Genomic DNA, 13333 nt, shown 5'->3' with positions numbered 1-13333 from the left:
CGGCTCCAGTAATGTTGACCGAGTCAATAACAATTAACAATCGTTAATGTTATATATTGCACTACCGTTCCCTCAATGGATGTATCGAAGGGATTGTCTTTGTTGTCAAAGGAATTCTGGCCAACTCGGTCAACGATTCTAGGATCGGCAATCCTCCTTCGAGATTCACCTTCTCATGGCGCGTCCAGACGCACGTAGGGAATTCGTTCTTCACACCTCATGCAGGATTCCGCTTATGGGCGTGTGTTGTGGAGAGTTTTGAACATGTGGAGCAACAGCATACTTGAGACCATCGGCCGGACGCCTTTGGTGAAATTAAACCGGCTAGCGAGAGGGCTCGATGCCACCGTATTGGTCAAGCTCGAGTTCATGAACCCGGGCGGCAGCTCGAAGGATAGGATAGCCCTGTCCATGGTGACAAAGGCCGAGTCGTCGGGTGAACTGAAAGAAGGATCGTCCTTGGTGGAGAGCACGTCAGGCAACACCGGCTTCGGGCTGGCGATGGTGGCGAAACGCCGTATCATCATGGCCGGCGGTGGGATGCGTGCTGTACTGGAGCGTAGCTCCCAAGAGGAGCAGGCATGCCATCGGCTTACCGAGATGGACGAGCATATCCTCGGTCTTCGTGAGATCATCCGCAACGGCGGGGTGGTGAACTCATCATGAGGCTGGTGGTCGTGGCCGGGACCCCGGGATCGGGAAAGACATCGGTATTGATAGGGCTGATCGAAGTTTTGAAACGAAAGGCCCTCAGACCGGCGTTGGTCAAGATCGATTGTCTCTGGACCGATGATGAGAAGAGGCTCCAGGCCTATGGAATACCGATCAAGGTCGGACTATCGCGGGACATGTGCCCGGACCACTTCGCCGCCTTCAACACGGACGGCATGGTGGAATGGGCGAGATCGGAGAACTCGGATGTCCTGCTGGTGGAAACGGCCGGGCTCTGCCTTCGCTGCGCCCCCTATCCAAACAAGTGCCTGGCGGTTTGCGTGATCGACGCGACGGTGGGACCGAACACCCCGCTCAAGATCGGGCCAATGCTGGTGACAGCCGACCTGGTCGTGATCACCAAGGGGGACATGGTCTCCCAGGCAGAGAGGGAGGTGTTCAGGGAAAGGGTCCTGGAAGTGAACCCGGCCTGCATGCTGGTGGAGGCCAATGGACTCACTGGGAAAGGCTCGGCGGATTTTGCCGAGCTGGTATTGGAGGCCGTCGAGGTCGACGATGACATGAGGCTCAGGCACACGCCCCCGCTTGGAATATGCACCCTATGCGCCGGGGAGATGAGAACTGGGAAGGAGCACCACCGTGGTGTGCTCAGACACATCGATGGGTCGGTCTTTTATTCGGGAGAGTGAGAACATGGGAATAGTGGAACTGTTGCCGGGATTCAACTGTGGACAATGTGGACTGCCTAACTGCCGCCGCTTCGCTGCGGCGCTGGGGAAGGGATCGAAGCTCGAGGACTGCTCGATGCTTTCCCAGGAACGGTACGCCGAGAACCTGGAGAAGCTCAGGGAGTCGCTGGAAAGGAGAGAAAGGGAGAGCGTCTCCGCCTTGGTAGGCGGGGGCTCGTCCGACGTGATATTGGCGCCACTGCCCGGCGAACCCTCGTGCCGGGAGCACATCTTCCCATTCGACCGGGAGGCGAAGGTGGGGATCGGGGACAAGGTGTCCTACCGCTGCCTGGGATGTCCGATAGTGCACTTCGCCCAGGTCATCGCCCTTGACCACTCGATATTGACCGTCCAGGTGATCGGCCCTCAATCCCGGATCGGGATCGATGAACGGCCGCCCGTCGACGTCGGCATCTGCATGGTCGCCGCGTTCGAGGGAGTGGTCATGAACGACAAGATCCTGGAGATCGGCGAGACCGTTAGGTTCATTCCCCACCGTTGCATGATGCAGAAGGTGCATTCCGGGGTGGTGGTCAAATCGGAAGGGGACAAGGTCAGGATAGAGAGCGTGGACCTGAAGGTCTGGGGATGAACGTTCGTACCGACCGCGATGACGTTAACAGTGAGCGGATATTTCGCGGGCTCAAGCGCGGGGGGATCGACTTCGTCACCAGCGTACCTTGCGTCAAGCTCGGTCCCCTTCTCAAGTTGATCTCTGACGACCCGGACGTGGTCCATGTCCCGGTCACCAGAGAGGAGGAGGGAGTGGGCGTATGCGCCGGCGCTTATATGGGGGGCAAACGGCCAGCCATCCTGATGCAGAACTCCGGTTTGGGCAATTCGGTCAATGCCCTGACCTCTTTGAACATGCTCTACGGAATACCATTGCTGATGATCATCTCCCACCGGGGGACGATGGGGGAAAAAGTGGACGGCCAGGTACCGATGGGAAAGGCCACGGTCCCGTTGCTTGATGCGATCGGTATAGAGCATTGGTCGCCCGATCCGGTCGATTCGGAGGACCGCGTAGCGAAGGCGGCGGCCACCGCCTCCAGAGAGAGGAAGCCGGTCGCATTGCTCTTCGACCTGGAATACTGGAGGTGCCGATCTTGAAGAGAGTGGATGCACTATGGGTCATCGCTGAACGGGAATCCGGAAGCCTTATCGTCTGCAATATCGGCGACCCATCACGGGAACTTTTCTCGATCAGGGACTCGCCCAGACACTTCTATATGCTCGGTTCGATGGGACTGGCATCTTCCATCGGATTGGGATTGGCCATGGCATGCCAAGACGAGAGGATCATAGCGATCGACGGTGACGGTTCGGTTCTCATGAACCTCGGTTCGCTGGCCACAATAGCGGACAGGTCGCCGGAGAACTACCTGTTGGTCATCATTGACAACGGGTCATATGGGTCCACCGGGGGCCAGGCCACATTGTCCTCCAGGAGAGCGGACCTGGCCTCCATCGCCCTGGGGGCTGGCTTTGAGGAGGTTTCGATCGTTTCCGATGAACAGGCCCTTCTCAAAGCGCTCCAGGATCGGAAAACCAGACTTATCGTGGCAAAGGTCACCCCGGAAGTGATGGAATGCCCATTGGTTGGTATGGACCCCAGGACGATCATCGACCGTTTCATGAGATCCGCATCGCCATAGACGGAAATTCACGGGTGGTCGGACGACTCCAAATCATGTTTCCGGCCAGCAAAAAGGGGGAAATTGGTGCGCTTTACCGGTCAATGCCAAGGAAGCGCCGGTCTCTTTTGCTCAAGTTCAGTGCACGAAGTCGATACCGTCATCATTGCTCTGCCTCGGTTGCTGGTACTGCTGGGGCATCGCATTCGGATCGTGCTGTTGGACCTCCCTCTGTACCCCTTGGGTGTTCATGCCGTGAACTCCTCGTGCGTCCAGCATGTACTTGCTCTTGGCACCGGTGACGATCAACAATATCTTGATGGTTCCCTCGAGCTCCGGGTCGATGGAACATCCCCATATGATCCTGGCCCTGTCACTGACCGCCTTGTTGACGATCTCCGCGGCCATCTGGGCCTCTCCAACGGTCATGTCCGACCCTCCGACGACCCGGATCAGGACGCCTTTCGCCCCCTTGAGGTCAATCTCTCCCAGCATCGGAGAGGAAAGTGCCTCGTGGACCGCTTCCTTCACCCTGTCTTCGCAATCTTTGTTCGCCTCTCCGATACCGACGAATGCCACCCCGCCCTCGTTCATGACGGTCTGGATATCGGCGTAGTCCAGGTTGACCAGTCCGGGCTTGGTTATGATCTCGGTCAGGCCTTTGATGGTCTGCATCAAGACCTCGTCCGCCACTTTGAATGCCGCTTCAACCGGAAGCTTAGGGACCATTTCCAGAAGCTTGTCATTGGAAACGACGATCGTCGTATCGCAGGCCTGTCTTAGCTTGTCCAGACCCGCCATTGCGTTCTCCATCCTGATGGTCCCCTCGGCCTTGAACGGAATGGTTACGACACCCAGGGTCAAAGCCTTGATCTGCTCCCTGGCGATACCGGCGACATAATGTGCCGATCCTGTTCCGGTTCCGCCTCCCATGCCCGCAGTAACGAAAACTATGTTGGCACCGGTCAAGAAGCTCCTGATCTCGACGTCGTTCTCGCGGGCGGACTCCTCCCCGACCTCTGGCCTCGCCCCTGCGCCCAGACCTTTGGTCCGGGACTTTCCGATTAGGATCTTCTTCGGAGCCCTGATCGTAAGGAGATGTTTGGCATCCGTGTTGATGGCGCAGAGCTGTGCTCCGCTTATGCCGGCATCGACGCAGCGGTTGATGGTGTTGCAGCCCCCACCGCCGCAACCGATGATCTTGATACAGACATCCAGCTGGGCGGCGATACGGATCAATTCCTCGTCCGTTGCGCTCACTGTCGGCGCTGAAGACGATGCTTGTTGGTAGACCGGCTGTGCTGGTGCCGCTTGCTGGTTATCCACAACGCCATTGACGGGTTGTTTGATTCCAGCATTCGCTAGTGCTTCTCTAACTAATGAACTTGGCATAGTGCATCCCGGAACAATACTACGGCGACTGTCGATATAAATAGTATGGCACAAAAAATATAATGGTAATGTGAAAATAATACGATACTTCGAATTGTCAATTCTCAGACCACAATATTGATATGAACTGTCGACGGGAAGACGCGACCAATATTGAATTCATCCCTCCCATGTTCAGCCAAAATAGTGTGGACACCACAGGGTTGCATGATACTTTTTCGATAGGTTTGGGGGAGAACTCGAAGCTCGAAATCCGTCCAGTCGCCTCCGCATTTCGCAATTGGCATCTGGATGCGGCGAAAGTGACGCGTTCAAGATCAAGAATGCACGCAACCCGAAGTCCCGCTACGAATATCGGCAAGGAAATGGTGGCATCCAAACGGGTAAGCTTTATCTAAACAATGATTATACCGAGGGAGAGCGTCGCATGCCACGACGTGTCTAAGGTGCGTCAGAATGTTCAACCGTGTCCTAGTGGCGAACAGAGGCGAGATCGCGATAAGGATCATCAAGACCTGCAAGAGACTTGGTGTTCCCACGGTCGCTGTTTACACCCCATCGGACAAGCACTGCAAGCATGTCGGATTGGCGGACCGGGCGGTAGAGCTTCAGTCAAAGCCCGGCATTATAGGCTACCTTGACATGGACGCCATCTTCGATGTCGCCAACCGGATGAAGGTGGAGGCGATCCACCCCGGATACGGGTTCTTGTCAGAGAAGGCCGAGTTCTCCGAGCGCTGCGAGGAGGAAGGCCTTTCGTTCATCGGTCCAAACCCGCGAGCCATGAAGCTGCTGAGCACCAAGCTCGGTTCGCGAGCGTTCATGACCAAGGTCGGCGTGCCGGTCATGCCAGGCGTGCTCGAGCCGCTAAAGGACGCCGAGGACGCCAAGAAGCAGGCCAACCGCATCGGCTACCCGGTCATGCTGAAGGCTTCCGGCGGGGGCGGCGGACGGGGTATGAGGGTCGTCAACAACGACTTGGAGATGGAAGACGCCTTCACCTCGGCAAGGAACGAGGCCACCAAGGCGTTCAACAACCCCACCATTTACATGGAGAAGGCGTTCCTTCGGGGGCGCCACATCGAATTCCAGGTGGTCGGGGACTCAAGGGGCAACGCCTACTGCCTGGGAGAGAGGGAATGCTCGGTCCAGCGCCGTCACCAGAAGATCCTGGAGGAGACGCCGTCCTGCGCCGTCAACGAGGAGATGCGGGAACGCATCAGCACCCTGGTCAAGGAGGCGGTGAAGAAGGCCGGCTACACATCATTGGGGACCTTCGAGTTCCTGATGGGAGACGGACACCTGTACTTCATGGAGGCCAATTGCCGTATCCAGGTGGAGCATCCGATCACCGAGGCGTGCACCGGGCTGGACCTGGTGGAGATGCAGCTCTCCATCGCCACCGACAAGGACGTCACCAAAGAACTGAGCTCTGTCCATCCGAAGGGATGTGCGATGGAGTTCCGCATCAATGCCGAGAACCCGTTCAACAACTTCATGCCGACGCCGGGTCGCATCGAGAAATACGTGGAACCGGCCGGCGAGAACATCCGCATCGACTCTCATGCCTACGAAGGGTATGTGGTCCCCACCGAGTTCGACAACCTTCTGGCCAAACTGATCGTCTATGGCAAGGACCGGACCGAGGTCCTCAACAAGGCCCGGGACGCCCTGGACCGTTACACGGTCACCGGCATAAAGACCACCATCCCGTACCACCGGCTGGTCCTCCGGAACCCGGAGTTCATCGAGGGGAACTACAACATCGAGTTCGTGAAGGACCATCCCCCGGCGGACATGCTGAAACAGACCGAGTTCTCGATGTTCGAGAACTACAATCCCTGAAGAACGACCTCGGCAACGGTCGTGTAGGTCGGGCCCTTTGAACCGAGCACGCTCTTCTTCAGCCTGATGGATCTCACAGATCTGGTGCCGAAGTCGTGGTCCTTGAACCGTTCGATGATGCCCTTGACCTGTTCCGTTCCGGTCGGGTCCTTCATCCTGCCGACGGTCAGATGCGGCGAGAACGGCCTCTCCTCCTTTTCGAAACCCAGTCTTGCGAGCTCATCGTCCAATACTTTGGCGATGCCGACCAGGGCTTCCGCCCCCTGCATTCCCACCCATACCACCCGGATATTGTTCGGGGAAGGGAAAGATCCCATTCCTTTCAAGGCGATCTCGAAGGGAGGCACTCCCTTCACCGCCTTGTCCATGGCCTCGATGATCTTGGGGATGGCCGCCTCGTCCGTCTCCCCCAGGAACTTGAGGGTCACATGGATGATGTCCATCGAGACCGGCCTCATGCCGCCTCCCACCTTCTGCAGCTCGCGATCGAGCTTGACCAGTTCTCCTATCTCCGAGATGTCGACGGAGATGAAACCTCTGAAAAGGCCCATTGTTCTTCACCTTTCCGAACTACTTCTCTGAGAACTCGGTCCCGCACTTCTTGCACTTGACCGAATAGTGCTTGCCGCTTCCGTTCTGTTTTAGAACTGCCACGTACTCTGTGCTTCCGCATTTCTCGCAGGACACCTGCTCTTCTCCTTCTTCGTCTTCGGAGTTCGCAGCCTTTTTCGGTTTGGGCGCCATTGATAAGGAAAGGTTCCGTTGTCCTATAACCTATTGCATGCCGCCCCGGCGAAGCTCAACGTCTAACTCTTAGGTCAAGGACTTGGTCGGACCTGCCGAGAACAAACATTTTGAAATAGTATCCCTTGTGTGATATCCAGAACGTTGAGGGGTTTGGAAGAACCTATCGATCCTCCATGGTGCGTGATGGCGAGATAGTCTGCAGCGACATCGGCAAGGTTTTCAGCACGGGCAAGAAGGCCCTCACCTCGGTTGATTTTTCCATACCAGCCAACGGCATCTTCGCCCTGATCGGGAGGAACGGGGCGGGCAAGACCACACTGACCCGGATACTCTCCACCCTGCTGGAACCATCATCAGGCAAGGCCACCATAGAAGGACTGGACGTGATGGCGGACGCCAAGATCCTCCGGGAAAGGATGTCCATCGTCCCACAGGAGGGGAGGGCGGTCCAATGGATGACCCCCCTGCAGAGCGTCTCCTCGTATCTTCTATGGCGGGGGATGACCTACAAGGAATCCCGGAGCAAAGGGAGCGAGGCGCTGGCCAGGGTCGGTCTGGCAGAGGTTGCCAACCGGCTCAACCGGACCCTCTCGGGCGGGATGAAGCGGAAGGTCCTGGTGGCCATGGTCATCGCCGCTGAATCCGATTATATCTTCCTGGACGAACCGACCACCGGCCTGGACCCCATCTCCCGTCAGGAGATATGGAACCTCATGACCGACCTGAGCAAGGACCGGTTCATGTTCTTGACGACCCATTACCTGGAGGAGGCGGAAAGGGTCGCGGACCGGATCGGCATCCTGGACAACGGAAGGCTGCTGGCGCTGGGAAGCATGAACGATCTGAGGAAGAGGATCAGGCACCAGTACAGCGTCAAGGTGCCCCATGGGGTCGACCTGCCGGAGGTCGAGGGCGAGGTCCTGGCCAGGAAGGACGGTCAGGTACAGATCATGACCACCCAGGACGAGGCCCTGAGGCTATCAAGGATACTGATCGAGAAGAAGACCCAGTTCTCCCTCAACCCGATAGACCTGGACGACATATTCTCCGATGTCGTTGGCGGGGGAACGATGAACGATGAGGACGGCGGCAAATGAGACGCATCAGGGGGCAGCTGCTCGCGTCCATACTGGTGAACGCGATCTACGAGATGAAGAACTACCCGGTGGTGCTGCTGAACACCGTCCTGGCCCCGCTCTCGTTCCTCACCCTCATCTGGTTCGTCAGCCAAGGCAGCCTGCTGGGACCGGCGATCATAGGCGGCCTGATCATGACCATGTTCTCCAGCGGGACATCGCTGCAGGCGGACCTGTCCCACCTCAAGAACGATTTCAAGCTCCAGGACATGGTGGTCAGTTCGCCGACCAGCGCATCCGTCTACGTGGTCGGGATAGCGATCTCCGAGCTCATCTATTCCATGCCGGCCATAGCCATCCTCTCCACCTTGTTCTTTTTCTTCGTGCCGGTGACGCTGGTGCAACTGGGGGGGATAGTCGTGGTGTTGGCGCTGGTCTTCGTCACCTCGGTGTCGCTCGGATTCGCTCTGGCCACTCTCTCCTCTGATATAGTGCAGAGCTTCGCCTTCACCCGTCTCCTCACCACCTTGTTCTCGACCTTGGCCCCGGTGTACTATCCGATAACCTACATCCCGATGCCGTATCGGTACCTGGCCTACCTTTCCCCGACCACATACGCGGCACAGATAGTACAGAACCTGAGCGGGTCCTTGGTATCGACCAACGAGGAACTGATCATCGATTGGGCTGTACTTATCAGCCTATCGCTAGTGTTCCTTTGGATCGGGATTTCCAAGTCCAGATGGAGGGAGAAGTGATATCCCATACCAGGTGGACTCTATCCTGGACGATTTGGTTTTATAGCTAAAACTCAAATTGTCACTTGGTCGGTCGAAACGACCTGAAGGTAGAAACATGGATCTCGTACAACTGATTATTGCGATCATCGTATTGATCATCGGATGGGTCATCATATCGATCCCGCTGTGGCTTGCCGCAAAGGTAATGACCGGAGGAACGGCGACCATGGGGGCGGCCATGCTCGGAATGCTCCTGGGGGGCATCGTCTTTGCGCTGGTCTATGTGGGAACGTTCCTGCTCACGAACATATTCACCAGCTCGGGCGTGGCACTTATCGTGGCTGCGATCGTCGCCTTCCTAGCGTTCCTCGGGCTCTATAAGACGCTGTTCAATGTCGGATGGCTCAGGGCGCTGGCGATCGCGATCCTGGCAGTGATATTCGCTGTGATCATAGTGGTCATCATAGCGGCGATATTGGTAGCCCTGGGAGTGGGCGTACTGGGATTGTGATCGATCCCGCCATGACCCTATAAATGCCTAGAGCCCTAGCAGGGCCGGTTCTTCTTCGAACCGGTCCGATCCTTTTCAAGTTCCATTCACGTTTCTATCAATTCTTAGAGGATTCAAGGGGTCGATAGCGGGATTTTCATCGAATTCCACTATTTCATTGAGCTCGAGCCTTATAGCCATTGTTCAAACATGATGGTCATGGTTGATGCATCAAGCATACTCTATCTGTTGGTCGCATTAGTGGTATCGACAGTTATCATTTACTTCGTCACCAAAATAATGGGAGAGAAGGAGGGCCTGGGTACAGCCCTGGTAGCTGCCATCATCGGTACCGTTGTCTATATTGTGGTCTACTTTGTGATCGGAAATGGTCTATTGGCGGCCGTCGTGGCCGGGATAGTCTGGCTATTGGCGCTGAAAGGACTGTATAAGATCGGCTGGGTCAAGGCGCTCATCATCGCGGTGCTGATCTGGATATTCGCCACCATAATCGGTTTCTTCCTTCCTACTCTCTCCGGACCATTGTAAGATTGGTAGCGAGGTAAACCACTTCCCCATCATTTTTTCTACTAGCCATGAACATTGTTTTTATTCAAATCAACGCTTAGATTAGGTTGCTATTTACCCGCCCTGACGACGGTTTTTGTATGATAGTCTGCAATTTATTGCTACCACTTCTGAAGTACTCGATGTTCTCAAATGGTATTTGGCCGGGAAGTTCCTGACGTAAAGGTGATTCCATGAAGCATGACTTGAAAGCAAATGCAAAAACAGACATAATTGACGAGAAGATTGAGAATATTCCTCAAAGCGTGAAGGGTGGCGTCAAGGATCTTGACAGGGACTCCAGAGCCGATGGCAGGACCATCGATAAGGAGGCGAAGAGGGTTCGAAGAGATAAAGCATAAACAATCATTCGAGATCCCCTGATGCTTCACCCAATCCTAAGCTTGGATGTATCGTATTCCAGGACAAACGACCACTTAATTCATCATCTATTTTTTCGCAATATGGATGAACGCTCGATAATTCTGCGCTGATCTTATTCTGGGCTGACGAAGTTTTTCGCCCCTATAGCGACCTTCTGGCTGAAGTTGGATATTGCATCTGGTGCATCTATTATAGTCGATGATACCAACGGACATTGGATAGCTGGACAGAAACCAGTCTACAAAAGGTGAACAAGATGAAAGGCGACTTAAAGAAAGATGTTGACAAGGGAATAGCGGATGTACAGAAAGGAGTCAAAGGAGGCATAAAGGAAGTCCAGAAAGGCGCCCGTGATGTGGGAAAGGCCGTCGATAAGGAAGTAAAGAAAGTTCGAACGAGGGTAAAAAGGAAGTGATCAAGAGCCAAGAGGGTAAAGCCCCCTGACATATCATCTTCCAAGAGGCTTGGAATCCCCAGGCTATCTTGTATATGTTTTTCGTACGATTTCAAACTCAGCGATTGAAATCCATAGATAATTGGAAACTTTTCCCTAGGGAAACGATTATCAATATCACCCAATATTCAATGGCCGAATGGTCTATGATCTGGTGATAGTGGGGGCAGGTCCGGCCGGACTTACCGCGGGCGTCTATGCGATGTCACGCAAGCTCAAGACCCTGATCATCGATGCCGGCGATGCCGGCGGCCAGCTGATCAATGTCTATCCCGAGAAGACCATAGCCAATTATCCGAGCGTCACCGAGATCCATGCCCACGAACTGGGGTGGTCCATGGTGGACCATGCCAAGAGCTCCGGCTGTGAGATCAGGGAGCACGAGGTGGTGAAGGACATCGTCGATAAGGGCGAGGGTCTGGTCGTCATCTCCGATAAGGGTGAATACGAGACCAAAACCGTCATCCTGGCCATCGGGACCGGTCTGTTCATGCCCAAGATGTTGGGCGCACCAGGAGAGGAACGCCTTAAGGGCAGGGGCGTATTCCACAAACTCCCGGAGAAAAAGGACCTGGCCGGGAAGCGCATCCTCTTCGTCGGAGGAGGCAACAGCGCGCTGGAGATGGCGTTGTTGGCGTCCGAGGTGGCCCAGGTCTACATCGTGCACCGCCGGGACTGTTTCCGGGCGGACGGGTGCATCGTCGATCGTGTGGTGGCCAAGAACATAAAGACCATCATGTCCGCCGAGGTCAAGGAGATATTAGGAGAGGATAAGGTCGATGGCGCGGTCCTCAACGTCGGCGATCCCCCCCAGGAGATGCGCCTCGATGTGGACATGGTGGTGATCAACATCGGCGTCACGCCCGAGCTGGAGTTCCTGGAAAAGTGGAAGGTCGCGCTTGAAGGAAACCAGATCAAGGTGGACACAGAGATGAGGACATCAAGAAGAAGCGTGTTCGCCTGTGGGGACACGGTCGTCTACCCAGGAAAATACAGGCAGATAGTGGTCGCCTGCGGGGAAGGGGCGACCGCAGCGAACTCGGTGTACAAGTACGTGATGAAGCCGTACTGGGCATGAATTTCAGAGTCCTATCAACTCTATTCCTGTCTGTTTTTCGATCGTGGGAGAGACGATCTTCCCGAAAGGATGATCATTCATTGGCATCGAAACCGATAGATCTTGCATTCTCCATTCTCCCAAAAATAGTTAATCATCTCGTTCCAAGACGTTCTACGGTAAGGCAATGCATAGAGCTTGCCCATTCACGTCCTTTGCCCTGTTCGGATCAGGGGACAAGAGGTCGGGTGTGATCACATTTGGGGAGATAGTCTTGCATCGGACATCGACATTGTGGTCCAGCTAGTGATACTAGGGTTGCTGCTGTACGGATATCACCGATTCAAGTTTCGGCACAAGCTCCGGGACCATGGAATTATTTTCACGACCGCCACTGTTCTCAACACGGCCGCCATCCTCTTCCTGATGCTGCCTGGTTTCCTGCTTGTGGACCTGAAGACCGGATCGATCGACCCGATCATCGCGATCATTTCGGTACACGCCGTTCTCGGAGGGATAGCGGAGATACTAGCGGTGTGGATCGTGATCAGATGGCTTTGGAATGGGAAATCGTTCAAGAAGTGTAAAGGGAGGAAGGTCATGAACCTGACCTATTTCTCTTGGCTCGTCGCTCTGGTGATGGGGTTCGGCCTCTACTTGTTTGCTTAAGTCACGATGTCAGAGAATTGAAGAATAGGATCAAAAATAATGGAATGTGACGAACGGCGCTATGACCGCGACGGCCGTCAAATAGGGGTTTGTTACAGACCCGTTTAGTCTACGGTGATCGCGTTGTTCGGGCACTCATCGACGCAAGCGCCGCAGTCGACGCAGTCCTTCTCGTTGACGACCGCGACCTCTGTGACCTTGATGCATCCCTGTGGACAGACATCCTCGCAAGCACCGCATCCTACGCACTCTTCTGCCTTGATCTTTGCAGCCATTGAAAGCACCTTTAGGCCCTGAACAAAAAGCATATTATAAATTTGTTTCTCACGAATCTTCGGACGAATTTCCTTGGACATTAACTGGCCAAGTGATGCTGCAGAATCGATGTCCTATGGATCGATCCTCCAGAACCGCTCATCGCACCACCAGGACCGAGCATTTCGCTCTCTTGGTCAGTGCTTCCGAGATGCTCCCGACCAACATACCCTTTGCCCCATGCAAGCCCCGACTCCCGGTCACTATCAGGTCGGCCCGGTGGTCCTCGGCATACTTGATGATCTGCGCCACCGGGTGGCCGTGGAGCACCGCCGATCTGGCCACTACACCCTCGGAGTTCACGATCTCCAGTGCGTCATTGATGATGCAGGTCGCCCGGGCTTCCGCCTCCCGGTCATCCGTTTCGGAGATCAATATCGAATAATCCTTCGTATTTATGACGTGGACCACGGTCAGTCTTGTTCCCGATATTCCCCTGGCCAATGATGCCGCCTTATGGGTGGCCTTGGAACTGCCGTCGGAACCGTCCACGGCAACGATGATGAGGTTATGCCTTTCGGCGTCAGTCACCATTCCTCTCACCCCTAGGATCAAAGCAC

19 protein-coding genes are annotated in these 13333 nt (G+C 55.3%); 14 read left to right on the top strand and 5 right to left on the bottom strand.

The annotated features are described in order from the left end of the window. Window positions 1–246: 246 nt before the first annotated feature. Genes VGK23_05375 through VGK23_05355 form a run of 5 tightly spaced genes read left to right on the top strand, consistent with a single transcriptional unit; the run spans window position 247 to window position 3058 of the window. Window positions 247–666, top strand: coding sequence for a pyridoxal-phosphate dependent enzyme (locus VGK23_05375; protein HEY3419965.1), 420 nt, complete (start codon window positions 247–249; stop codon window positions 664–666). Beyond that, on the top strand, window positions 663–1361 hold the full coding sequence (locus VGK23_05370; protein HEY3419964.1) for a GTP-binding protein: 699 nt from the start codon (window positions 663–665) through the stop codon (window positions 1359–1361). The genes VGK23_05375 and VGK23_05370 overlap by 4 nt, the downstream gene beginning before the upstream one ends. Window positions 1362–1365: 4 nt before the next feature. Then, entirely contained in the window at window positions 1366–1992 is a 627-nt protein-coding gene (locus VGK23_05365) for a (Fe-S)-binding protein (protein HEY3419963.1), read from the top strand. After that, complete coding sequence (gene comD, locus VGK23_05360; protein ID HEY3419962.1) at window positions 1989–2513, top strand: sulfopyruvate decarboxylase subunit alpha; 525 nt, start codon at window positions 1989–1991, stop codon at window positions 2511–2513. The genes VGK23_05365 and comD overlap by 4 nt, the downstream gene beginning before the upstream one ends. Before the next feature lie 5 nt (window positions 2514–2518). Then, window positions 2519–3058 (top strand): thiamine pyrophosphate-dependent enzyme, encoded by a 540-nt coding sequence (locus VGK23_05355; GenBank protein HEY3419961.1) that lies wholly within the window; start codon window positions 2519–2521, stop codon window positions 3056–3058. A 117-nt stretch (window positions 3059–3175) separates the two neighbouring features. On the opposite strand, the gene ftsZ is transcribed toward VGK23_05355, so the two are convergent. Continuing rightward, complete coding sequence (gene ftsZ / locus VGK23_05350) at window positions 3176–4363, bottom strand: cell division protein FtsZ (GenBank protein ID HEY3419960.1); 1188 nt, start codon at window positions 4361–4363, stop codon at window positions 3176–3178. A gap of 522 nt (window positions 4364–4885) precedes the next feature. Between ftsZ and VGK23_05345 the strand changes: the two genes are divergently transcribed. After that, window positions 4886–6274 (top strand): biotin carboxylase N-terminal domain-containing protein, encoded by a 1389-nt coding sequence (locus VGK23_05345; GenBank protein HEY3419959.1) that lies wholly within the window; start codon window positions 4886–4888, stop codon window positions 6272–6274. Here the strand turns inward: VGK23_05345 and thpR are convergent. Together thpR and VGK23_05335 are read right to left on the bottom strand one after the other, a co-directional pair. Next, the gene (thpR, locus tag VGK23_05340; protein HEY3419958.1) at window positions 6262–6825 is read right to left on the bottom strand and encodes an RNA 2',3'-cyclic phosphodiesterase; all 564 of its coding nucleotides are present in this window, start codon (window positions 6823–6825) and stop codon (window positions 6262–6264) included. The two genes, VGK23_05345 and thpR, sit on opposite strands and share 13 nt — an antisense overlap. Before the next feature lie 19 nt (window positions 6826–6844). Continuing rightward, a complete protein-coding gene (locus tag VGK23_05335; GenBank protein ID HEY3419957.1) occupies window positions 6845–7018 on the bottom strand; it encodes a hypothetical protein in 174 nt (57 codons plus the stop codon). Window positions 7019–7194: 176 nt separating this feature from the next. Between VGK23_05335 and VGK23_05330 the strand changes: the two genes are divergently transcribed. The 8 genes from VGK23_05330 (at window position 7195) to VGK23_05295 (ending at window position 12458) form a co-directional block, all read left to right on the top strand. After that, window positions 7195–8118 (top strand): ABC transporter ATP-binding protein, encoded by a 924-nt coding sequence (locus VGK23_05330; GenBank protein ID HEY3419956.1) that lies wholly within the window; start codon window positions 7195–7197, stop codon window positions 8116–8118. After that, window positions 8115–8855: an ABC transporter permease gene (locus tag VGK23_05325; GenBank protein ID HEY3419955.1), complete on the top strand. Its 741-nt coding sequence runs from the start codon at window positions 8115–8117 to the stop codon at window positions 8853–8855. The genes VGK23_05330 and VGK23_05325 overlap by 4 nt, the downstream gene beginning before the upstream one ends. A 97-nt stretch (window positions 8856–8952) precedes the next feature. Continuing rightward, on the top strand, window positions 8953–9348 hold the full coding sequence (locus VGK23_05320) for a hypothetical protein (GenBank protein ID HEY3419954.1): 396 nt from the start codon (window positions 8953–8955) through the stop codon (window positions 9346–9348). A 198-nt stretch (window positions 9349–9546) separates the two neighbouring features. Beyond that, complete coding sequence (locus VGK23_05315) at window positions 9547–9876, top strand: hypothetical protein (GenBank protein HEY3419953.1); 330 nt, start codon at window positions 9547–9549, stop codon at window positions 9874–9876. A gap of 212 nt (window positions 9877–10088) precedes the next feature. Then, on the top strand, window positions 10089–10256 hold the full coding sequence (locus VGK23_05310) for a hypothetical protein (GenBank protein ID HEY3419952.1): 168 nt from the start codon (window positions 10089–10091) through the stop codon (window positions 10254–10256). A 278-nt stretch (window positions 10257–10534) separates the two neighbouring features. Continuing rightward, window positions 10535–10693 (top strand): hypothetical protein, encoded by a 159-nt coding sequence (locus tag VGK23_05305; protein HEY3419951.1) that lies wholly within the window; start codon window positions 10535–10537, stop codon window positions 10691–10693. 178 nt (window positions 10694–10871) lie between these two features. After that, complete coding sequence (locus tag VGK23_05300) at window positions 10872–11810, top strand: NAD(P)/FAD-dependent oxidoreductase (GenBank protein HEY3419950.1); 939 nt, start codon at window positions 10872–10874, stop codon at window positions 11808–11810. Window positions 11811–12095: 285 nt separating this feature from the next. Then, window positions 12096–12458: a hypothetical protein gene (locus VGK23_05295; protein HEY3419949.1), complete on the top strand. Its 363-nt coding sequence runs from the start codon at window positions 12096–12098 to the stop codon at window positions 12456–12458. A 104-nt stretch (window positions 12459–12562) separates the two neighbouring features. On the opposite strand, the gene VGK23_05290 is transcribed toward VGK23_05295, so the two are convergent. Beyond that, window positions 12563–12733, bottom strand: a complete 171-nt coding sequence (locus VGK23_05290; GenBank protein HEY3419948.1) for a 4Fe-4S binding protein — start codon at window positions 12731–12733, stop codon at window positions 12563–12565. 139 nt (window positions 12734–12872) lie between these two features. After that, window positions 12873–13307, bottom strand: coding sequence for a universal stress protein (locus VGK23_05285; GenBank protein ID HEY3419947.1), 435 nt, complete (start codon window positions 13305–13307; stop codon window positions 12873–12875). Between the last annotated feature and the right edge of the window lie 26 nt (window positions 13308–13333).

This window comes from Methanomassiliicoccales archaeon (assembly GCA_036504055.1).
GTDB lineage: Archaea > Thermoplasmatota > Thermoplasmata > Methanomassiliicoccales > UBA472 > DASXVU01.
The sequence above is the reverse complement of the archived record's forward strand: the minus strand, read 5'-3'. Positions and strand labels throughout refer to the sequence as shown.

Excerpts from the sequence above, each read along its gene's own strand:
- VGK23_05370 (HEY3419964.1), top strand. The coding sequence starts at position 663 with ATGAGGCTGGTGGTCGTGGCCGGGACCCCGGGATCGGGAAAGACATCG.
- VGK23_05365 (HEY3419963.1), top strand. The coding sequence starts at position 1,366 with ATGGGAATAGTGGAACTGTTGCCGGGATTCAACTGTGGACAATGTGGA.
- comD (HEY3419962.1), top strand. The coding sequence starts at position 1,989 with ATGAACGTTCGTACCGACCGCGATGACGTTAACAGTGAGCGGATATTT.
- VGK23_05345 (HEY3419959.1), top strand. The coding sequence starts at position 4,886 with ATGTTCAACCGTGTCCTAGTGGCGAACAGAGGCGAGATCGCGATAAGG.
- thpR (HEY3419958.1), bottom strand. The coding sequence starts at position 6,825 with ATGGGCCTTTTCAGAGGTTTCATCTCCGTCGACATCTCGGAGATAGGA.
- VGK23_05335 (HEY3419957.1), bottom strand. The coding sequence starts at position 7,018 with ATGGCGCCCAAACCGAAAAAGGCTGCGAACTCCGAAGACGAAGAAGGA.
- VGK23_05330 (HEY3419956.1), top strand. The coding sequence starts at position 7,195 with ATGGTGCGTGATGGCGAGATAGTCTGCAGCGACATCGGCAAGGTTTTC.
- VGK23_05325 (HEY3419955.1), top strand. The coding sequence starts at position 8,115 with ATGAGACGCATCAGGGGGCAGCTGCTCGCGTCCATACTGGTGAACGCG.
- VGK23_05320 (HEY3419954.1), top strand. The coding sequence starts at position 8,953 with ATGGATCTCGTACAACTGATTATTGCGATCATCGTATTGATCATCGGA.
- VGK23_05315 (HEY3419953.1), top strand. The coding sequence starts at position 9,547 with ATGGTTGATGCATCAAGCATACTCTATCTGTTGGTCGCATTAGTGGTA.
- VGK23_05310 (HEY3419952.1), top strand. The coding sequence starts at position 10,089 with ATGAAGCATGACTTGAAAGCAAATGCAAAAACAGACATAATTGACGAG.
- VGK23_05305 (HEY3419951.1), top strand. The coding sequence starts at position 10,535 with ATGAAAGGCGACTTAAAGAAAGATGTTGACAAGGGAATAGCGGATGTA.
- VGK23_05300 (HEY3419950.1), top strand. The coding sequence starts at position 10,872 with ATGGTCTATGATCTGGTGATAGTGGGGGCAGGTCCGGCCGGACTTACC.
- VGK23_05290 (HEY3419948.1), bottom strand. The coding sequence starts at position 12,733 with ATGGCTGCAAAGATCAAGGCAGAAGAGTGCGTAGGATGCGGTGCTTGC.
- VGK23_05285 (HEY3419947.1), bottom strand. The coding sequence starts at position 13,307 with ATGGTGACTGACGCCGAAAGGCATAACCTCATCATCGTTGCCGTGGAC.